Annotated in this window: 17 protein-coding genes and 1 other RNA gene; 14 read left to right on the top strand and 4 right to left on the bottom strand. The window is 55.3% G+C overall.

Annotated features, from left to right (window positions below; all coding sequences use genetic code 11):
- Positions 1-52: 52 nt before the first annotated feature.
- The gene (radA, locus tag DD586_RS02475) at positions 53-1,438 is read left to right on the top strand and encodes a DNA repair protein RadA (protein ID WP_012883232.1); all 1,386 of its coding nucleotides are present in this window, start codon (positions 53-55) and stop codon (positions 1,436-1,438) included.
- A gap of 71 nt (positions 1,439-1,509) precedes the next feature.
- Positions 1,510-2,769 (top strand): multifunctional transcriptional regulator/nicotinamide-nucleotide adenylyltransferase/ribosylnicotinamide kinase NadR, encoded by a 1,260-nt coding sequence (nadR, locus tag DD586_RS02470; RefSeq protein ID WP_012883231.1) that lies wholly within the window; start codon positions 1,510-1,512, stop codon positions 2,767-2,769.
- Positions 2,770-2,792: 23 nt separating this feature from the next.
- On the opposite strand, the gene DD586_RS02465 is transcribed toward nadR, so the two are convergent.
- From DD586_RS02465 to zapA, 3 genes are all read right to left on the bottom strand, one after another.
- The gene (locus DD586_RS02465; RefSeq protein ID WP_012883230.1) at positions 2,793-3,407 is read right to left on the bottom strand and encodes a 5-formyltetrahydrofolate cyclo-ligase; all 615 of its coding nucleotides are present in this window, start codon (positions 3,405-3,407) and stop codon (positions 2,793-2,795) included.
- Between the two features lie 41 nt (positions 3,408-3,448).
- Positions 3,449-3,631, bottom strand: a non-coding RNA gene (gene ssrS, locus DD586_RS21145) — 6S RNA.
- Between the two features lie 82 nt (positions 3,632-3,713).
- Positions 3,714-4,043, bottom strand: a complete 330-nt coding sequence (gene zapA / locus DD586_RS02460; RefSeq protein ID WP_012883229.1) for a cell division protein ZapA — start codon at positions 4,041-4,043, stop codon at positions 3,714-3,716.
- A gap of 290 nt (positions 4,044-4,333) precedes the next feature.
- Between zapA and DD586_RS02455 the strand changes: the two genes are divergently transcribed.
- The 8 genes from DD586_RS02455 to DD586_RS02420 all read left to right on the top strand — a co-directional run bounded on the left by DD586_RS02455 (position 4,334) and on the right by DD586_RS02420 (position 15,135).
- Positions 4,334-4,918, top strand: a complete 585-nt coding sequence (locus tag DD586_RS02455) for a YecA/YgfB family protein (RefSeq protein ID WP_012883228.1) — start codon at positions 4,334-4,336, stop codon at positions 4,916-4,918.
- A gap of 38 nt (positions 4,919-4,956) precedes the next feature.
- Complete coding sequence (pepP, locus tag DD586_RS02450) at positions 4,957-6,285, top strand: Xaa-Pro aminopeptidase (protein WP_012883227.1); 1,329 nt, start codon at positions 4,957-4,959, stop codon at positions 6,283-6,285.
- On the top strand, positions 6,282-7,460 hold the full coding sequence (gene ubiH / locus DD586_RS02445; protein ID WP_012883226.1) for a 2-octaprenyl-6-methoxyphenyl hydroxylase: 1,179 nt from the start codon (positions 6,282-6,284) through the stop codon (positions 7,458-7,460). The genes pepP and ubiH overlap by 4 nt, the downstream gene beginning before the upstream one ends.
- Before the next feature lie 22 nt (positions 7,461-7,482).
- The gene (gene ubiI, locus DD586_RS02440) at positions 7,483-8,694 is read left to right on the top strand and encodes an FAD-dependent 2-octaprenylphenol hydroxylase (RefSeq protein WP_012883225.1); all 1,212 of its coding nucleotides are present in this window, start codon (positions 7,483-7,485) and stop codon (positions 8,692-8,694) included.
- Positions 8,695-9,281: 587 nt separating this feature from the next.
- Complete coding sequence (locus DD586_RS02435; RefSeq protein ID WP_012883224.1) at positions 9,282-9,821, top strand: YagU family protein; 540 nt, start codon at positions 9,282-9,284, stop codon at positions 9,819-9,821.
- A 227-nt stretch (positions 9,822-10,048) separates the two neighbouring features.
- On the top strand, positions 10,049-11,995 hold the full coding sequence (locus DD586_RS02430) for a DUF1800 domain-containing protein (protein WP_012883223.1): 1,947 nt from the start codon (positions 10,049-10,051) through the stop codon (positions 11,993-11,995).
- Between the two features lie 13 nt (positions 11,996-12,008).
- A complete protein-coding gene (locus DD586_RS02425; RefSeq protein WP_012883222.1) occupies positions 12,009-13,232 on the top strand; it encodes a DUF1501 domain-containing protein in 1,224 nt (407 codons plus the stop codon).
- Positions 13,233-13,260: 28 nt separating this feature from the next.
- Positions 13,261-15,135, top strand: a complete 1,875-nt coding sequence (locus tag DD586_RS02420; RefSeq protein ID WP_012883221.1) for a glycosyltransferase family 2 protein — start codon at positions 13,261-13,263, stop codon at positions 15,133-15,135.
- A 131-nt stretch (positions 15,136-15,266) separates the two neighbouring features.
- Here DD586_RS02420 and DD586_RS02415 read toward each other — a convergent pair whose 3' ends face one another.
- Entirely contained in the window at positions 15,267-15,722 is a 456-nt protein-coding gene (locus DD586_RS02415; RefSeq protein WP_012883220.1) for a hypothetical protein, read from the bottom strand.
- Between the two features lie 630 nt (positions 15,723-16,352).
- On the opposite strand from DD586_RS02415, the gene DD586_RS02410 reads away from it, so the two are divergent.
- The 4 genes from DD586_RS02410 to DD586_RS02395 are packed head-to-tail and all read left to right on the top strand — an operon-like array spanning position 16,353 to position 21,519.
- Entirely contained in the window at positions 16,353-17,978 is a 1,626-nt protein-coding gene (locus tag DD586_RS02410) for an ABC transporter substrate-binding protein (protein ID WP_012883219.1), read from the top strand.
- Entirely contained in the window at positions 17,956-18,921 is a 966-nt protein-coding gene (locus DD586_RS02405; RefSeq protein ID WP_012883218.1) for an ABC transporter permease, read from the top strand. Before DD586_RS02410 ends, DD586_RS02405 begins: the two co-directional genes overlap by 23 nt.
- Complete coding sequence (locus tag DD586_RS02400) at positions 18,911-19,822, top strand: ABC transporter permease (RefSeq protein ID WP_012883217.1); 912 nt, start codon at positions 18,911-18,913, stop codon at positions 19,820-19,822. Before DD586_RS02405 ends, DD586_RS02400 begins: the two co-directional genes overlap by 11 nt.
- Positions 19,819-21,519, top strand: coding sequence for a dipeptide ABC transporter ATP-binding protein (locus DD586_RS02395; RefSeq protein ID WP_012883216.1), 1,701 nt, complete (start codon positions 19,819-19,821; stop codon positions 21,517-21,519). Before DD586_RS02400 ends, DD586_RS02395 begins: the two co-directional genes overlap by 4 nt.
- The last annotated feature ends 422 nt before the right edge of the window (positions 21,520-21,941 follow it).

Below are 21,941 nucleotides of genomic sequence, written 5' to 3'. Positions count from 1 at the left end.
ACACCCGTTCACAGAGCAGTAAAGAGCAAGCGCAGTAAACAGGAGGGAATTCATGGCCAAAGCCGTCAAACGTGCTTTTGTCTGTAATGAATGCGGGGCTGATTACCCACGCTGGCAGGGGCAATGCAGCGCCTGCCACGCCTGGAACACCATCACCGAGGTGCGCCTGGCCGCCGCGTCCTCCTCATCACGCAGCGATCGCTTCTCCGGTTACGCCGGCGACAGCGGCAGTGTCAGTCGGGTACAGAAACTCTCTGACATCAGCCTGGAGGCGCTGCCGCGTTTCTCCACCGGCTTTTTGGAGTTTGACCGGGTATTGGGCGGTGGCGTGGTCCCCGGCAGCGCCATTCTGATCGGCGGTAACCCGGGTGCGGGTAAAAGTACCCTGCTGCTGCAAACCCTGTGCAAATTGTCCGAACAGATGAAAACCCTGTACGTCACCGGCGAGGAATCTCTCCAGCAAGTGGCGATGCGCGCCCACCGCCTCGGTCTGCCCGCTCAACATATTAATATGCTGTCGGAAACCAGCATCGAGCAGATCTGCCTGATCGCCGAGCAGGAACAACCGAAGCTGATGGTGATCGACTCTATCCAGGTGATGCATCTGGCCGATATTCAATCGTCACCCGGCAGCGTGGCGCAGGTGCGCGAAACCGCCGCCTACCTGACGCGCTTTGCGAAAACCCGTGGTGTTGCCATCATCATGGTCGGTCACGTCACCAAAGACGGCTCGCTGGCTGGTCCGAAGGTACTGGAGCATTGTATCGACTGTTCGGTACTGCTCGATGGCGACGCGGACTCCCGTTTTCGCACACTGCGCAGCCACAAAAACCGTTTTGGTGCCGTCAACGAACTGGGCGTATTCGCCATGACGGAACAGGGGCTGCGGGAAGTGAATAATCCATCCGCCATCTTCCTGAGCCGGGGTGATGAAATCACATCGGGCAGTTCCGTGATGGTGGTATGGGAAGGCACCCGACCACTGCTGGTTGAAATTCAGGCGCTAGTGGACCAATCGATGATGGCGAACCCGCGCCGGGTCGCTGTTGGGCTGGAACAAAACCGGCTGGCTATTCTGCTGGCCGTATTGCATCGCCACGGCGGGTTGCAGATGTCGGATCAGGACGTGTTCGTCAACGTGGTCGGTGGCGTCAAAGTCACAGAAACCAGCGCCGATCTGGCATTGCTGTTATCGCTGGTGTCCAGCTTCCGCGACCGACCGCTGCCGCAGGATGTGGTGGTGTTCGGTGAAGTCGGTCTGGCGGGAGAAATTCGCCCAGTGCCAAGCGGTCAGGAGCGTATTATCGAAGCGGCCAAGCACGGTTTTAAACGCGCCATCGTACCGTTTGCCAATATGCCGAAGAAACCCCCCGCCAATATGCAGGTGATGGGCGCGAAAAAGCTATCGGACGCGCTGGCGATTCTGGATGATCTGTAATTTCCATTAGGCTTTACTTGCCGGAACAGTAATATGGCAGTGCGTTATCCGCCACATCGGAGTATCAGACCATGTCTCCCTACGATTACCTGAAAACAGCCATCAGACAAAAAGGCTGTACCCTGCAACAGGTCGCCGACGCCGCGGGTATGACCAAAGGCTATCTGAGCCAGTTGCTCAATGCCAAAATCAAAAGCCCCAGCGCGCAGAAGCTGGAATCGCTGCACCGTTTTCTGGGGCTGGAATTCCCCTATCAGCAAAAAAGTATCGGTGTGGTGTTTGGTAAGTTCTACCCGCTACACACCGGCCACATTTACCTGATTCAACGTGCCTGTAGTCAGGTAGACGAGCTGCACGTGATTCTTGGCTACGACGAACCGCGCGATCGCCTGTTGTTTGAACACAGTTCCATGTCGCAGCAACCCACCGTCAGTGACCGTCTGCGCTGGTTGTTGCAAACCTTCAAGTACCAAAAAAATATCCATATTCATGCCTTCAACGAACAGGGCATGGAACCCTATCCGCACGGCTGGGATGTGTGGAGCCGCGGCATCAAACAGTTTATGGCGGAAAAAGGTATCGACCCGCAATACGTCTATACCAGTGAAGAGCAGGACGCCGCGCAATACAAAGAGCACCTCGGTATCGACACCGTGCTGGTCGACCCGAAACGCTCGTTCATGAGCATCAGCGGCGCGCAGATCCGTCAGGATCCGTTTCGCTACTGGGAGTATATCCCCACCGAGGTGAAGCCGTTTTTCGTGCGCACCGTGGCGATTCTGGGCGGGGAATCCAGCGGTAAATCTACGCTGGTCAACAAGCTGGCGAATATCTTCAACACCACCAGCGCCTGGGAATACGGCCGTGACTACGTGTTCTCCCACCTGGGTGGCGATGAAATGGCGCTACAGTATTCCGATTACGACAAAATCGCGCTCGGTCAGGCCCAGTACATCGATTTTGCGGTGAAATTCGCCAATAAAGTGGCGTTTATCGACACCGACTTCATCACCACGCAGGCGTTTTGTAAAAAATACGAAGGCCGGGAACACCCGTTCGTGCAGGCGTTGATTGAAGAGTACCGTTTTGATCTGGTGATTTTGCTGGAAAATAACACCCCGTGGGTGGCAGACGGCTTGCGCAGTCTCGGCAGCGCGGCGGATCGTAAAGCGTTTCAGGATGTGCTCAAAAACATGCTGGCAGAAAATAACGTGCCTTACGTTCATGTCACCGAATCGGACTACGACAGCCGCTTTCTGCGCTGCGTGGAACTGGTGCAACAGATGCTGGGGCATGACCGGCAGCCACCGATCATGACGGCAGCGAGCTAATCCCTCGCTGTCAGTCGGGTATGCTACCAGTGCCAGTGATGAGAAGGCGTGATGATTTCCGGCAGCGGCACGTCCCAGCTTTCCACCGGTAACGCCTCTACCTGCTGGCAGTCATGTGCCAGTCCGATAGGATAAGGGCCGCGCGACTGCCAGTGTTGCAACGTGCGGTCATAAAACCCACCGCCCATCCCCAGCCGCTGCCCGGTGGCATCGAACGCCACCAGTGGCGTCAACAACACATCGAGGTGCTCAACCGGCAATACGTCGCGCACATCCAACTGCGGTTCCTGAATCTTCAGCCGATTCCACACCAGTACCGTATCCGGCGCATAACGTAAAAACAGCAAATGCCCGCAACAAAAAGGGTGCAGCACCGGCAGATAGACCTGTTTTTGATGCTGCCAGAGTGCGGCTATCAACGGTTGGGTATCCAGTTCACCATCAAATGACAAAAACACCGCGACGCGTTTAGCATCGACCAGACGCGGATTCGTCATCACCCGTTCAGCGGCCTGCTGGGCAAAGGTGGCTTGCTGCAAAGGGGTTAACGCACGACGACGCTGACGAACCTGCTGGCGAATGTGCTGGCGTAACGAGGCAACGCTAGAGAGATCGGAAGAAGCACTGGCTGGGTTCATGCGCAGTCACTGTCATGCAATTAACAGGGGATAAACGAGAGGGAATCTCCGAGATGCCGCCGCAGGCTGTAACCCTTGAACCCTTGGTTCAAGGTGAACGCAACGTCGCAATCTTAAGGCTTCTCGGCCGAACCGAGCGTGCTCACCAACTACGGATCGTTACATTCTGTTGGTTGAAATATCGGCTCAGGGGACTTGCCCGCTGACGAACATCTCAGAGAAATTTTGTTCTTTCAAAGCTACCTTATCACGTCTGGTAGCGATGTGTTACCCAAAAAAATCGGACTTTTGTCAAAACGAGACACGCTACTCAAATTGCGCGCCCTGACGTTCAGTTATTCGCCCTTGCTCCAGCAAGGCCTGCTCAATCGTCTGCTGCAACATGCGAATACGCTGTTCCATATTCGCGGCATAGTCGCGAGTTTTCAGCCGTTCCTGCGCCAGCTCATGACACACGTTAAGCGCGGCAATAAACACCAGTTGCTCGGTGTTCGTCACCCGGGTACGCACCTTGAGGTCCTGCAACCGCTGGTTAAGATCCTCCGCAGCCTGATTCAGCGCATCCTGCTGTTCTGGCGGACAATTAACTCTTAACGAACGGCCAAAAATCTGAATATCTACCGGTTGTGCAGACATGTCACCTTCCTGCCTTATTTCGTTTCACGCCCGCATGAGGGACATCCGCTGCGCGGCCCGTGACGGGGCCTTGAAAAAGCGGGCGCTACTATATATATCCAAAATAGAAGATACAAGCCCTTTATTATACCCATAAGATTATCAGTGACAGGGACGTTGCTCAAAACGAAAGCCGGTTGTCCTGCCGCTTGAATCCATTGGGTATAAGTCTGGCGACGGAGCTTGCTGGTATAGCAACGGAGCTTGGTGGTAGCATAACACGAACGACCTGCCAACGACGATGAATGCTCATGTCTATACAGAATACACTCCCCGGTTACGATGCTATCGACCAGCTCTTGCACCAGCATCAGGTTGCCCTGACCGCCGCCGAAATGCACGGCCTGTTAAGCGGCATACTGTGCGGTGGCAACCACGATGACAGCTGGAAAACACTGACGTTTGAATTGGCTAACGACGGTATGGCTTTCCCGCAGACGCTGACTCAGCCGTTGCAGCAATTGTATCAGGTGACCCGCGATACGCTGGAAGACGACGGTTTCATGTTCCAGTTGTACCTGCCGGACGACACGCAGGAAGACGTTAGCGTCTTTGACCGCGCCGATGCACTGGCGGGCTGGGTCAACCATTTCCTGCTCGGTCTTGGCGTTGTCCAGCCCCGTCTTGGTAAAGCGCAGGGGGAACTCAAAGAAGCGATTGATGACCTGCGTAATATCGCCCAGCTCGGTTACGACGAAGATGAAGACAAGGACGAACTGGAGCAGTCGCTGGAAGAAGTGATCGAATACGTGCGGGTGGCGGCCATCATGTGTCATAACGAATTCACCCGCCCGGTACGCACGGTGCCGGAGCAAAAAAAACCGACGCTGCATTAATACACAGGCTGCATTGATGCCCTTTTCAGGAGCAGGTAATGAATTCACAAGAATACCTTCGCCGTCGTCTGGCTCTGCTGGACAAAATGGCACCCGGCAGCGCGGCGATCCTGTTCGCTGCGCCAGAAGCTCAGCGTAACGCGGACAGCGACTATCCGTACCGCCAGAACAGCGACTTCTGGTATTTCACCGGCTTCAATGAGCCGGAAGCCGCGCTTTTGCTGATTAAAAGCGATGAAAATCATCACCATACCGTATTGTTCAACCGGGTACGCGATGTCACGGCTGAAATCTGGTTTGGTCGTCGTCTTGGTCAGGAAGCCGCACCCGCCAAACTGGGCGTGGACCGGGCACTGCCATTTAACGAAATCGGCGAACAACTGCACTTGTTGCTCAATGGTCTGGACGTGGTCTACCACGCGCAGGGCGAATACGCCCACGCCGATAAACTGGTGTTCGCCGCGCTCGAGACGTTGCGTACCGGCGGTACACGCAAAGGCTTTAACGCACCGGCGACCCTGACGGACTGGCGTCCGTGGGTACACGAAATGCGTCTGTTCAAGTCTCCGGCGGAAATCGACATCCTGCGCCGCGCAGGGGAAATCAGCGCACTGGCCCACACCCGTGCGATGGAAAAATGCCGCCCCGGCATGTTCGAATATCAGTTGGAAGGCGAAATCCACCACGAATTCAACCGCCACGGCGCGCGTTACCCGTCTTATAACACCATTGTCGGCAGCGGCGAAAACGCCTGCATCCTGCATTACACCGAAAATGAAAGCCAGATGCGTGACGGCGACCTGGTGTTAATCGACGCCGGGTGTGAATACCAGGGCTACGCGGGTGACATCACTCGCACGTTCCCGGTCAACGGCAAATTCACCCCGGCACAGCGCGCTATTTACGATATCGTGCTGGAGTCTGAGGTACGTGCGATAGAGATGTTCGCACCGGGCCGCAGTATCCGTGAGGTCAATGAAGAAGTGGTGCGTATCATGCTGCGCGGCCTGATTAAACTCGGCATCCTGCATGGCGATGTCGATACACTGTTCGCGGAGCAAGCACACCGTCAGTTCTTCATGCACGGCCTGAGCCATTGGTTGGGTATGGACGTCCATGACGTCGGCGATTACGGTACCGCCGATCGCGGCAGGACGCTGGAGCCGGGTATGGTGCTAACGGTAGAACCGGGTCTGTATATCGCACCGGACGCCGATGTACCCGCGGCCTATCGCGGCATCGGTATTCGCATCGAAGACGACATCGTGATCACCGCCACCGGCAATGAAGTGCTGACCAGCGGCGTCGTCAAAGACCCCGATGCGATCGAAGCACTGATGGCAAGGGCGGCAGGACGCGTTTCATGACCATCATGATTGTCGGCGGTGGCATGGCTGGCGCGACACTGGCGCTGGCTATCTCCCATCTGTCTGGCGGGAAACTTGCGGTCGATCTGGTCGAAACCCGATCGCCAGAGGAAAGCCAACATCCCGGTTTTGACGCTCGCGCCATCGCTCTGGCGCAGGGCACCAGCATGCAACTGGATGCCATCGGCGTCTGGCAAACGCTGTCGCTGGTCGCGACGCCCATTACTCATATACACGTCAGCGATCGGGGCCATGCGGGCCGGGTAAAATTGCAGGCCCGTGATTACCGGGTCCCCGCGTTAGGTCATGTGGTCGAACTACACGATGTCGGCAAACGCCTGTTCGCGTTATTACAACATGCGCCGGGCGTGCGGTTACATTGCCCGGCCACGGTGGTCAGCCTGCAGCGGGAGGCGGATAGCGCCTCGCTGCTGCTGGACAACGGCACACACCTTGAGGGGCAACTGCTGGTGGCGGCCGACGGTTCACGCTCCCGGCTGGCGCAGTATGCAGGGATCCAGTGGCAGCACACGCCTTATGAACAGGTGGCGATCATCGCTAACGTCACGACCTCGCAAGCGCATCAGGGCCGCGCCTATGAGCGCTTTACCGAGCACGGTCCGCTGGCGCTACTGCCAATGAGTAAAGGCCGCAGTTCGCTGGTGTGGTGCCATCCCTTATCGCAGCAGGCTGAAGTCGATAGCTGGAGCGATGAGCAATTCCGCCAGCAGTTACAGCGGGCGTTCGGCTGGCGGCTCGGTGCCATCACCCATGTCGGTGAGCGCCATAGCTATCCGCTGGCGCTGTCGACCGCCAGTCGGCATATCAGCCATCGGCTGGCGCTGGTGGGGAATGCGGCACAAACCCTGCACCCCATTGCCGGACAAGGATTCAACCTTGGCCTGCGCGACGTGATGACCCTGGCGGAAACCCTGGTGGCCGCGGCCACACAAGGTGAGGATCCGGGCAGCCAGGCCGTACTACAACGCTATCAACGCCGCCGTGAGCCGGATCAGCACACCACCGTCGCCCTGACGGATGGGCTGGTGCGTGTCTTCTCCAACCCTCTGTTCGCGATGGAAGTTGGGCGAAATCTGGGGCTGATAGCCATGAACAGCTTGCCGCTGCTGCGTGACGTACTGGCACGGCGTACATTGGGCTGGGTGGAACGTTAATACAGACAGGAATTCATGCTCTATGCAATCATTTGATGTGGTTATCGCGGGTGGAGGCATGGTCGGACTGGCGCTGGCCTGCGGCCTGCAAGGTAGCGGCCTGAGCGTCGCTGTGCTGGATAAACAGGCCGCCACCGAACCGTCGGTCAACGGCCCACACGCCCTGCGCGTATCCGCCATCAATGCCGCCAGTGAGGCGTTACTGCGCAAGCTCAACGTCTGGCCGGGGATTGCCTCACAGCGACTCAGCCCTTACAACGACATGTATGTCTGGGATAAAGACAGCTTCGGTAATATTCGTTTTTGCGGCGAGGAATTCGGTTTTTCCCACCTCGGCCACATTATCGAAAACGATGTCATCCAGTGGGCGTTGTGGCAGCAGGCAACCCAGTCGCGGGATATCACCCTCATGGCACCTGCCACGCTGCGTCAGGTCGCCTGGGGTGAGAACGAGGCCTTTATTACGCTGGAAGACGGCGGCATGCTCACCGCCCGGCTGGTTGTCGGTGCCGACGGCGCACACTCCTGGCTGCGCCAACACGCCGACATTCCGCTGACGTTTTGGGATTACGGCCACCACGCGTTAGTCGCCAATATCCGCACGGAGCAGCCGCATAACGCGATTGCCAGCCAGGTGTTCCACGGTGAGGGTATTCTGGCCTTTCTGCCACTTAGCGACCCGCATCTGAGCTCCATCGTCTGGTCGCTGCCGCCAGAGCGTGCTCAGCACCTGTGCGAACTACCTGCCGAGACGTTTGCCAGACAACTGGCTATCACCTTCGATATGCGTTTGGGCTTGTGCCAGTTGGAGAGCGAGCGCCAGACCTTCCCGCTTACCGCACGTTATGCCCGCAGCTTCGCTGCCCACCGGCTGGTGCTGACGGGCGATGCCGCGCACACGATTCATCCATTGGCAGGCCAGGGCGTCAACCTCGGTTTCATGGATGTGGCGGAACTGATCGCCGAGCTTAAACGGCTACAGGCACAAGGGAAAGACATCGGTCAGCATCTGTATCTGCGGCGCTACGAGCGGCGTCGTAAGCACAGCGCTGCCATGATGCTGGCAAGTATGCAGGGCTTTCGTACCCTGTTCGCCGGTTCTCACCCGGTCGGCGGCCTGCTGCGAGATATCGGCCTGAAGCTGGCGGATACACTGCCGGGCATCAAGCCAACGCTGGTACGTCAGGCCATGGGGCTTAACGACCTGCCCGAATGGCTGGATCACGCCGGATAAGCTGACAATAATCGGGCTGCGAACATTGATTATGGCGCAGCCCGTCGCCCAATATACCTGCCTTGTTTTCCTTGCGTGATGTTTTCTTGAATGACGCTTTCTTGAACCGCGACGGTCTGAATATCCGATAACGGCCTCCATAAATATATTCAAAAGCAAATGACACCAATTATTTCCTATTAATAAGACATCATTTAATTATTTTAAATTGAAATTATCCGAACCAAATAAAAACACATTTCATTTATTACGCACTGATATCTACGGGTGTCACTGCCTATCTAACACATTATTTAATATACATTCTTGTCACAATAACCCATTAATAGTCATATCACACCAATGAGCGAATACACTTTTCATAATTAGAAAAACAATTACCCCATCAGGGGGATAGTACGAATGAGTAATACTCGAATATCGAAATATAAAGGCGTATGATTTTCGCAAAGGCGATCGTAATCATTTAAAGGAAAGTGCATCGAAACCTATCCGGTCAGGTATCATGGCTCCCGCCATGTTATATGCCTGCTATCGGTTCTCATGCATTGTTCGTCTTTTCTTTTTTATTCCCAAGGAGAAATAGCATGCAAGCTCGTACTGTAAAGGAAAAGATCATACTGGCGGTGCTGATTGGCATTATTGCCGGCATCATTTGCGCGATAGCCAAATTTGGCTGGGAAATTCCTTTCCCACCCCGGACCCCGGCACGGGATCTGACCAACCCGCCTCAGCAATTACTGCAACAGCTTGGCATGTCGTTTGATCTTTCGCATCTGACCTATCTGTTCAATGGCAACCCGCGACCGATCATGAGTTTCATCATGCATTTCGGCTTTTCGATCACGTTTACCGTGCTTTACTGCGTAGCCGCAGAATTCTGGCCGCGCATCAAACTGTGGCAGGGTGCGTTCTACGGCCTGGTACTGTGGGTTGTGTTCCACGTTGTGCTGCTGCCGCTGTTCGGTACAGTACCCGCGCCTTGGGATCAGCCGCTTGCTGAGCACTTCTCAGAAATCTTCGGCCACATGTTCTGTTTCTGGGTAGCGGAGCTGGCACGTCGTGACTTGCGTAACCGCATCACCCACCAGTCAGAAGATTCGCTGACGACTCAACACGCGCACTGATTTTATCGCTCGCATGACGGTTATCCGCCCCTGATGGCTATTAGGGGCGTTCTGTTTTTTCCTCTTACGCTCGACCGCCGTTCCGCCCGCTACATTCCATTTCAGATATCAAATCCGCCCTTCGTGAAGACCAGGGGAACTGTTCCACCTGGTACACAAACCTAAATAGCTTACAGTCACATCATGTCGCAGGAAGCAACATATTCTTAACAATTAAGGACGCCGACATGATGCCCATGTATTTTCTTACGTCTTTCCTACACCGGCTCTCTGGTTACACTGTTAGTTATCTTCGCATCGCGGGTTTGTTATTTCTGCTTTGCGGCGGTGCGCATGCGCTCACACCTGATGATGCCCGACATTTACTTGAACGCACCAGTTTCGGTGCCAGTAAGCTGGATATCGAAGCACTGTTGCCGCTTTCCAGAGAGCAGGCCGTGTCACACTTGCTGGCATCGCTGGACACACCCCAAACGCTTCAGCCGCCCTTTTATATTTCCCAGCCACGCCCGAATTACTGGGATAAAGACTGGGAGAAGGAATCCGTCATGTTTCGGCGCATCAACGAAATGCACCAGTTACAAGATTGGTGGATGCAGGAGATGATTGAAACACCTGCGCCCTTTGCCGAACGCCTGACACTTTTCTGGCACAATCATTTTGTTTCACGCTTTCAGAACACCCGAGTTTCCGCCCCGTTTTATGACCAGTTGCAGCTATTCCGACATGCAGGCACTACCAATTTTCGGGAATTACTGCGCGGTATTTTGCGTGACCCCATGATGTTAAGCGGGCTAGATAACGTTAAAAACACACGTACCCACCCGAATGAAAACCTGGCGCGAGAATTGATGGAGTTATTCACGCTGGGTATCAGCCACTACAGCGAGCAGGATGTGAAACAGGTGGCCCGCCTGCTGGCCGGGCATACCGTCGCCCAGGAAGGTGGCTGGCGCTATCTGGTCAACGAACAAGAGCGTGATACCGGGGAAAAAACGATTCTCGGCCAGTCGGTACAGGGAAGTGCCGATGGTGAACTTGATCAGCTCGTCGACATATTATTGCGCCAGCCCAGCACCGCTGAACGTATTGCCGGCAAGCTGTATTACGAGTTCGTCTCCCTCAAACCCAATGAGGCGGAAATACACCGGCTGGCCGCAATCTTGCGTGACAATCATTATGATTTGCGGGCACTACTCAACGCACTGCTATTAAGCGACGCATTCTGGGCCGAGGAAAACCGTGGCAATTTAGTCAAATCGCCACTGGATATGATAGTCGGATTTGCCCGCACCTTTCGCCTGCGCCTGCCTGATTACCGCATCCTCACCGACTATGCCGCCGTGCTGGGGCAAGAACCGTTCAACGCCCCGGATGTCTCTGGCTGGAAAGGTGGTTTAAGTTGGTTAACCAGCGGACAAATCACGAACCGCAAACGCATTATCGAGCGGCTGTGGGTGGCCGTCAGCCAGTCCGCTCTGCTGGCGGACAAGCCTGTCGACGGATTACATATTCGCTTTAGTTCTGAATATCGCCGCGTCCCTGCGACATTCCGCGTAAGCGTCAACCAGCAGCCTGTCGCCACGATCACTGCCAATGCCGGTTTGCACACGCAAGGCATTGAAAAAGCCTCGAACGAATCCGCCGCCATAAAGCCGATGTGGGAAAATGCGGTTATTCCCAGCGCCGCACTGCCGCCACACCCCAAAACTGTCACGGTCAGTCTTACGCTAACGGACGTGGATACCCACTTGTTTATCAACTGGATAGCGCTGAATGGTCAACGCTATAACCCATCCCGTGCGCGTTGGGTAAATACCACCGCAGGCGTTTGTCCAATTGGGGTGCCGCTCGGCTCGTTTTATTGCCACGCCGAGCTGGAGTTCTCGTTAGATGACACTGACAGTGCCGATCAGGCGTCACTGAAAGACTTACAAACCCCTCTGAATTTCAACCTGGAATACGGCACAGCGAGATTGCAATTAGCACCGCGCGCTCCCCAGGCCCACGCGGCGTCATCACCGCTTCCTCCGGCACCGTTGCCGCCGCTGATGCCCGTACTTTCTGATGAGGCCGCGGTGGCCATGCAAGCGACATCCGCCAGCCAGCTTAGGGAATTGCAGCAACAGATGTACCGGATTATGAGCCTCGATCCGGCCTACAACCTGAAATGATAGGGAGTGACCTATGATGACCGCACCTGATTACACCCGCAGAAACCTGCTGAAATTATTCGGCTCGCTGCCACTGGTCTCGCTGCTGCCTGCGCCGTTGTTAGCGGAAAACCTTCAGACGTTACGCCAGCAAACCGGCCAGCGCAGGCTGATTATCATTGAGCTGTTTGGTGGCAACGACGCCCTCAATACGCTGATCCCTTATCGTGACCCGCTTTATCGTCACTATCGCCCTACGCTGGCGGTTCCGGCCAACCATTGGCTGCCCCTCAATGATGAGTTCGCCTTTAACCCTGGGCTTGTCGAGCTGGAGAAGATTTATCAGCGTGGGGAATTGGCCATCTTTTCGGATATCGGCTATCCCCATCCGACGCTGTCGCATTTCGATGCCACCACCATCTGGAATACCGCCAATACCGACCCCAGTTCACGCTCAGGCTGGGTCGGTCGTACGCTGGCGGCCAATCAAGACCTCGCCAGACGCTACGATACCGATGGGGTTGTCTTCTCTGGTTCACCCGATTTTATACATCAGGAGGGGGTTTTCGCCCTTGAGCTTCAGGATGCCGACGCACTCCGGTCCACCGACGATATGGCGTTACGGGCGGCGATGCCGACAGATAACAACGCCTCACTTTATCTGCGTTCACTGATAGAAAATACCCACACGATTAATCAGCGCATTCGGCAAAAGCTCAATCGCCCCAATCCATTTGCGCGATTATTCACCCCCGAGCCATCAGGCTATATGCCGCCGGTCTACATTCAAGGCGCACAACTGCTGTGGCTGATAGCCTGCGGCGTGGATACCCCGGTGCTGAAATTAGGCACATCCGGGTTTGACCTGCATTCACTGATGCGAGAGCAACATCGCCCACTTTTGCAACAGGTCGCCAGACTACTGGCAGGATTGCGTCAGGGCCTGATAGACATCGGCGTCTGGCAGGACAGCATGATTCTGGTGCAGTCAGAATTTGGCCGCCGACCGCAGGAGAATGCGTCCGGTGGTACGGATCATGGCACCAGCGGGGTGGCATTCCTGCTCGGCGGTGCGCTCAGCGGCGGCATCTATGGCTCACGTACCGACCTGGACAGGCTCGATGACGTCGGTAACCCGACCTTTACCACCGACTTTCGCCAGCTTTATTCCAGCATCGTGACGCAGTTCTGGCGCTTACCGCATAACCCATTGCAGCAAGAAGGTTTTTCGCCTCTGCCTTTGCGCTTTCGCACCTAACCTCATGATGATAACAAGGATGACAATCATGAATAACGCCATGCTCCTGCCGCACATCAAAAACCCTGTACTCACTCACGCTGAACCCGACAGCGTGATTCATGAGCGCGTGTCAGAAGGTGATTTTATATACGATGCCTCGCTGCCCGGCACCTGTGACCTGTTGGTATGCGTCACCCTGTATAACGAGCCGCCGACAGCGCTCAATGATACGCTGGCGGCACTATCACGCAGTCATGCCGTATTGCGCCGTCAGACCTCACCTTACAGCGATGACCACGCCCCCCCTTCCCTGATGATTTGCCTCATCACCGACGGTGACGAGGCGCTCCATCCTGACACACGACGCTGGCTGGTATCGTCCGGTTTTACCCTGTCGGATACCACCAATACGGGCCACACTACTCACAACCGCCTGCACGTCCAACGCAGTGCTCTGACCGATCCGCCACCGTTTGGTTTGATGCCAGTATCCTCCGCACCGGAAGGAAGCTGCCGCTACTCGCCACTGCTGCTGGCTGAGAAACGCGACAACCGAGGCAAGCTGGATTCGCACAACTGGTTTTTCCGCCATTTTTGTCGTGTGATCACCCCGCGTTATGTGTTGCAAATCGATAGCGGTTCGATTCCTGACAACGACTGCCTGTACCACCTGTACCACTATCTGGAGCAACACCATGACTGTGCGGCACTGGCAACGCACACCACCACCGCCATGCCAACTGACGCCAGCCTGATAACCAACTGGCAATACGCTGATTTTATTTGGGAAAAGCTCACCGACTGGCCAGTGAGCCAATGTCTTGGCTATATGGATGTGCTTCCTGGTCAATGTAGCCTGATACGCTATGCCGCACTGATAGCTCCGGGTCCGAAGGGGTCATCCCCCCTGACGCGCTACTTACGCGGCCTGCATCCAAAAGGGTTGCGGGAGCATAACCAGTTTCTGGCAGAAGACCGGGTATTGGGGTTTGAGCTGATTAAAGAGACCCCGGCCACCACAACGTACCTGCCCCCAGCCAGACTGGAAACCGATGCCTGCACCACACTGAGAGAATTGATGCGCCAGCGACGTCGCTGGATCAACAGCACCCTGGCCGCCCGCTTTTCCGCCTTGCTGGAACTGCCTGCGCTCTGGCGGGAGACAACGCTCTCGTACCGCCGCAAATGTCAGGTAACGCTAGCGATGCTGTGGCATTGCATGCCGTTATTAACGTTATTATTCTCCCCCACGCTACTGAGTCTCTCGGCTGCACTCAGCATGCCATCGCTATTAGCCACCGAATCACCGGGTATGACGGCACACCTCTGGGCGGGCGGCGTCTTGTTATTGTGGTGTGGCGTGATGGGCCTTAGCCGCTCATGCAGCATCCACACCGCAACAGGACTCCTATTTCATCAAATCGCCATGACGCTGATGGGGGTCACTACTCTCTTACTCACCCTCAGCAGCGTGCTGATTTATCCGCTGGCGATAATCCCGTTATTGATACTACCGCTGTTACTGATTGTTATTGCCTCACCTGACAGCCCGAATGCAGGATGGCGAATGGCGCTTTATTACCTACCCAGCCTGTTATTTTTTCCGCTCTATCTGACGACTTATTCCCTCGCCCAATTCAGTGATATCAGTTGGGGGACAAAAGGGCTCACCCATACCACCCCCAATAATTTGTCAGCACGCTGGAAACGATCGCGGGATCACCTCCTTCTGGGGTGGCTGATGGCAAATGTGCTCCTCACGTTCACGCTGCTGTCTGCTGGAGAGCATATTTATCTCTTTTTTGCCACGGTGCTGCTGGGCATTATTCTTGCCCGTTATTTCATCGCGGCGTGGTGTCATTATTTTTCTCCTGGAATTATTCATCACCGTTATCAACGGGTACCCATACAAGACAGATAAAATGGTAGCGTGATAAATAGAAAAGCAAAGAATAATGCAATCACAGAAAAATAAGATATATCGATGCATATGAAATAGCGCGATAGTAATAACATTATTAATTAATAGTAATAACAGTATGGCCGTGAATCTTACTCTTTCACGGCCACTATCTTGCGTAATGCACGACTGGTTATACCGAAGTCCCGTGCAATCTGCTCCTGGCTCACCCCCTGGCTTAACAACAGCCTGACAGCGACATTCCTCAATTTTAAATAGATCCCCCAGGAAGAGGGAATATCCAGCACATTATCGGGCATGGAGTGGAATAGCATCTTGTCATGTGTCTTTTTTGACAAGTGCATGCCGACTCTCTGCAGAAAAAGAGGATAGTCCCGGCTGACATAAATGCGTCCTCCGCCATGATTGATAATGAATTCAATCATTTTATCAAAACCATCATTCTCGATAATTTCTGATACTACCCAAGGCAACGATGCCAGCACCGTCACCTTATTATTCAAATAAAAATCATTAAACACCGAAAAGCGAGGATCATTTAAATCGGGCAGACCAGAAAACACACCACGAAGAATAGAGTATTCCACTCCACCTCCTGTCTTAAGGGTACAATTAATACGGATAAAATCAAAAATAAAACATATATCATTAAAGAAATAAAATTGTAGTAATCAATTTTTGAAATTAAATTTTTGATAGCTATAAGGTTGAAAACAATAACACTAACAACCCGTAAACAATATATTCCCATAGCCAAAAAACAATGAAAATAGAAAAAATAAATAAAGATAAATAGCGCTACAGAAAACAATCACTGACTAATTCATATTTACAGTTTTTTATCGCCAAAAAAAAGGATTCATTCCCTCCAGTGAATACCCGGCAGGGAATTAACAACATAATCAGCCAGGAGAAAAAACGCACATTATAGCAAAAATACCCACTTGCTTTTCTTTTACTCTTTGCGCTTTCGTATTGCTGGCAACACGCTCTGTCCCGTCTTTATATACAACTCTTTATATAACCCTTTACACAGCCGCCTGCATGTCGGCATCCAGCCGGATATCTCTCCTCATGTCTTGTTGTTCTTTTTATGCCTTTTTGAACATTAAAAATAATTTTTTATACTTTTACACTCATATGACGTTCTCCTAGAGTACCGGGCTATTACCAGATTTTTTCCATGCAAACGATGCAGACTGTTGAGGACTCAGGGAATGGCGATACGATTTCAGACAGGCAAAACATTACGGTTCTCCTTGCTCAGTGCAGGATTGCTTTCTCTGGCGGTAAGTACCTCGCCTTTCGCAACAGCGGCAGACGCGACGGCCCCGGTACAAGGCGGTACGCTCAATATCGGGCTTGGCAGTGACACCCCGGTTATCGACCCCTCGATTACCGCTTACTCCGTGGCCGCGCTGGTGGCACGCAACGTGGTGGATTCGCTGGTCGGACAGGCGGAAGACAACCGTTTTACCCCTTGGCTGGCTGAACGCTGGGAAATCAGCGACAACAACACCCGCTATACCTTTCACCTGCGCAAAGACGTGACGTTCAGTGACGGCACCAAACTGGACGCCGCCGCCGTGAAATACAATCTGGACCGTATTCTCGACCCGAAAACCACCTCCAGCTACGCCAAATCACTGCTGGGGCCGATCGACAGCATTACTACGCCGGACGACTACACCGTGGTCATCAGCTACAAGAGCCCGTTCGCCGCACTGTTGCAGGGGCTGAGCCTGCCGTATTTGGGCATTCAGTCGCCGACGTACCTGAAAAACACCCCGAATACCAGCAACACTATCGTCGGTTCCGGTCCGTTTATTCTGGAATCTTTCGTCAAAGGCAGCGGCAGCCGTCTGACAAAACGCCCGGATTACCACTGGGGGCCGGGTTATGCTGCGCATTCCGGTCCGGCTTATCTGGATAAAATCGAATTCAAATACTTGCCGGAATCGTCGGTGCGTCTCGGTGCCCTGAGCAGTGGTCAGGTACAGGCGATTGACGCCGTACCACCGGCCAACGCCACCACCCTGAAAAAAGACACCCGTCTGGAATTGATCACCCGCGAGAACCCCGGTGTTAACCGTGTGCTGTACCTGAATACGTCTAAAGGCCCGTTCCAGGACATCAACGTACGCCGCGCCTTCCTGCATGCCGTGGATGCCCCTTCAGCGACCAAAGTGGCGTTCTTCGGCACGTTAAAAGCAGCCGACAGCGTACTGGGCCCATCGACCCTGTATTACGACCCATCCGCCGCCGCGTTGGGGGGCTTTGACCTGAAAAAAGCCAACCAGTTGCTGGACGACGCGGGCTGGAAAACCAAAGATAGCGACGGTTACCGCACCAAAGACGGTAAACGCCTGACGGTACAGTTCGTCTACAGCACCGGCTCGTCGGAAGCGGCGGAAATCACCCTGTTCCAGGCGGTACAGTATCAGGTGAAGCAGGCGGGTATCGACGTCCAGCTTAATCCGGTCGACGGTGGGGGCTTCATCAGCCGTACCAACGATAACGACTACGACATCGCCTCCAACTACTTCGTACGCGCCGAGCCGGATATCCTGCGCACCGTGTTCGACTCCAACTATATTCCGCCTAACGGTAATAACTTCAGCCGCATCCACGCACTGGATGACAAGCTGAGAAAAGCCATCGGCGCCAGCGATGCCGAGCGTCAGCAGCTTTACAGCGCTATCCAGCATGAATTGCTTGATCAGGCTTACGCGGTACCGCTGTTCATCCCAGCCTACCAATTAGGTCTGTCGAAGAAAGTACAGGGCATTAGCTGGGCCACCAACGCCAAACCGAACTTCTATGATGTCTGGATTAAACCGTAACCTGGCCGTCACGGCGCTCCAGCGACTCTTCACCATTGTGGCGGTGCTGTGGGGCGCCGCCACGCTGACGTTTATTGCCGTCAAACTGATCCCTGGTGATCCGGTCGCTATCCTGAGCGGCGGCGATAACGTGGTGGATGGAGCCTACCGTGCAGCGCTGATCAAGCAGTTTGGGCTCGATCAGCCGCTGTGGATGCAATACCTGCGCTATTGCGGGCAGGCGCTGCAAGGTGACTTCGGCGTCAGCTATCAGTACCGGCAACCGGTCATCGCCTTGATTGGCGACGCCATGCGGGAAACGGTTCAACTGGCAATCAGCGCCTTGGTGCTGGCCTTGCTGCTCTCCGTCGTGAATGCCTTGCTGACCGCCGGTCGTCATGCCCGGCTACGGGCGCTGATGTCCTGGCTGGAACTGACGCTACTCAGCACGCCGGTCTACTGGGTCGGTATTGTGCTGCTCAGCGTGTTCAGTTTCCACCTGCAATGGTTCCCGGTGATGGGCAACGACGGGCTGATATCACTGGTGCTGCCGGTCGTGACGCTGAGTCTGCCGCTGGCGGCGCTGCTAAGCCAGGTGCTGCGCGACGGGCTGGAAGAGGCGTTGTCGCAGCCGTTTGCGCTCACGGTGCGCACCCGAGGCGTCAGCGAAACCGGGTTGCGCCTTCGCCACGGTCTGCGCCACGGCGCACTGGCCGCGTCGACACTGACCGGAACGCTGCTGGCGGGGGTACTGAGCGGTTCGGTGCTGACCGAAACCGTGTTTGGCCGCGCCGGTATCGGCCAGATTACCCTGCATGCCATCGAAAGCCGCGATATGCCGCTGGTGCTGGGACTGGTGATGTTATCCGCGCTGCTGTTTGTAGTCATCAACCTGCTGGTGGATGCGCTCTATTTACTGATCGACCCCCGTTTAAGAAAAAAGGCGAACGCGCATGAGCAGTGAACCGTTAACCTATAAACCGTTCTCCCCTCAGCCTGTCACTGACAACGGACTACGGATGCGGATACGCCGTTTAAGAGATATCACTGATCGCCGCCCCTGGCTGGCACCAGCAACCGTGCTGCCAGCTCTGGCCGTGTTGCTATTGCTGCTGGCGGTATTTTTCCCGTCGCTGTTCACGCACCGTCTGCCGGATGAAATGGACATGGGCGCGGTGCTCCAGCCGCCCAGCGCAGGCCACTGGTTCGGCACCGACCCGCTCGGTCGCGATGTGTTTACCCGTGTGGTCTACGGTACGTCGCTATCACTGAGCATCGGCGTCGGCGCAATGCTCATTGCCTGTGTCGGCGGTGTGCTGTTGGGTACGCTGTCGGCGCTGGCACCCTTACCAGTACGCCGTGTACTGGTGCGACTGCTGGACATCATGCTGGCGTTTCCGGAAATGTTACTGGCGTTGCTGGTCATTGCCGTGCTGGGCCGAGGCCCGGAAAACACACTCCTGGCGGTCGGGCTTTCTGGCGTCGCCGGTTATGCCCGGCTGGTACGCTCGCAGGTGTTGCAGGTGAAACTCTCCGGCTACGTGGAACACGCCATCGCGCTGGGCGAGCACCCACTCTACATCGTGGTGCGTCATATCATTCCCAACACCCTGCGGCCGCTGTTGATTCTCGCCACCATCGGCGTCGGTAATGCGGTGTTGTCGGCCTCCGCGCTCAGTTTCCTCGGCCTTGGCGTGGTGCCACCGACCGCTGAATGGGGCGCACTGCTGGCCGATGGCCGCAACTTTTTGGATATCGCACCCTGGGTCAGCCTGTTTCCGGCAAGCGTAGTAGCACTGTCGGTTATCGTCATCACCCTGCTGGGCCGACGTTTACAAGCCATTCTGGCTAAGGGGGCGGCATGAGTCAGTCTGCTTCGCAGCCGTTATTACGCGTCGAAGGGTTAAACGTGACGTTCCCCAGTCCGCATGGGCCGGTAGAATCGGTGCGTAACCTGTCGTTTCAGGTTAATCCGGGGGAAATTCTGGCGCTGGTGGGCGAATCTGGCTCCGGTAAATCGGTCACCGCCCGCACGCTGGTCGGGCTGGCAGGTGAACGGGCACAGATTGAGGCCAACGCCATCGAACTGGTGCGCCACGACGGCAGCCGGTGCGACCTGCAACACCTGAGCGCCCGGCAATGGCAACAGGTACGCGGCCGGGAGATAGGCTTTGTGTTGCAAGATGCGCTGGTATCGCTCGACCCATTACGGCGCATCGGGCAGGAAGTGGCGGAACCGCTACTGACCCATAAGCTGGCGGCACGCGGCGATGTGGCCATTCGTGTTGCTGACCTGCTGGCGCAGGTCGGTATTCCCGACCCGGCTAACCGGGCGGCACAGTACCCGCATGAACTGTCGGGCGGTCTGCGCCAACGGGCACTGATCGCCTCCGCGCTGGCCGCCGGGCCAAAACTGCTGATCGCCGATGAGCCGACTACCGCGCTGGATGCCACCGTCCAGCAACAGATCCTCAAGCTGTTTACCGCGCTGGCGCAGGCCGGACACGGTGTACTGCTGATAACCCATGATCTGGCGGTTGTCGCTCAGGTCGCCGATCGGGTCATGGTGATGCAAACCGGCGCACTGGTGGAGCACGGCCCGGCGCAGCAGGTGCTATCCGCTCCGCAGCACCCGTATACCCGCCGTCTGCTGGCCGCTATTCCGACCGCCGCAACCCGTGGTCACTGGCTGGCGGGGGAAAACCCGCTCAGTGCGCAGGCCTCATCCCTGCTCTCTTCTGTCGACACCTCACATAAAAAACACGGGCTGGCGTTGCAGGTCGATGGTATCTCCGTTTCCTTTAAGCGCCCGGATGGTAGCCGGATGACCGCGGTGAATAACATTTCGCTGGCGGTAGAACGGGGGGAAACGCTGGGTATTGTTGGCGAATCCGGCTCCGGCAAGACTACGCTCGGGAAGGTGATACTGGCGTTACAATCACCGGACAGCGGTGAAGTTCGCCTGTCCGGTCACCCCTGGAGCAGGCTGGCGGAGCGAGAGCGCCGCCCGCTGCGCGCGCGCATTCAAACCATCACCCAAGATCCGCTCAGTTCGTTCGACCCGCAGTTCACGATTGAGCAGATCCTGCTGCAACCATTGCGGCTGCGACACGATCTCAGCCCACAAGCCCGACAGCAGCGTATTCTCGCCCTGCTGGAACTGGTGGGGTTATCACCCACATTGCTCGCCAGACGGCCACTATCGTTATCCGGCGGGCAACGCCAGCGGATCTCCATCGCACAAGCGCTGGCAGCTGAGCCAGAGGTGCTGATTTGCGACGAGCCGGTATCCGCGTTGGATGTCACCACACAAGCACAGGTGTTGGACCTGCTGGTCGCCTTGCAGCACCGTTTACACCTGTCGATGGTATTTATCTCCCACGATCTTGGCGTGGTACAGCACATGAGCCATCGGATTGCGGTGATGAAAGACGGCGACGTGGTAGAACACGGCACCGTGGAACAGATATTCAATCAACCACAGCACCCTTATACCCGGCAATTACTGTCCACCGTCGCCCCGGTGGACATTAACCAACAACACAATACGATTCACGCCTGACGTTATTTCAGCGCGCCATCATAAAATAACAGTTTCAATTAACAGGAATATGTTATTTGTGATGGCGCGAGTCACTGTGCGCTATAGTAAACACAGCTAAGATAAATACCGACGATAAATGTGATACTATCTTCTACTCGCAGGCCATACACCAAAATGGATCATGAAGGTTTTAGCTGATGGTACACTTGGTAAAAATGCTATTTTTTCTTATCTTTTACGTGATATCGCTACACTATATTCATCCCTATCCGATAACATTTACACGCAGCATGACCGACCGGCTTGTCACTGTTGCTAACTACCTGGGATTTAGCGATCCAGAGTGGTTCTACCTGCTGGCGGTATTAATGATTAATATGATGATCACCGTAGTGTTATACAGGTTAAGTATGCGAGCATGGAAATACTGTCAATCATGG

This window comes from Dickeya parazeae Ech586 (assembly GCF_000025065.1).
GTDB lineage: Bacteria > Pseudomonadota > Gammaproteobacteria > Enterobacterales > Enterobacteriaceae > Dickeya > Dickeya zeae.
This window is presented reverse-complemented; position numbering and strand designations above follow the sequence as displayed.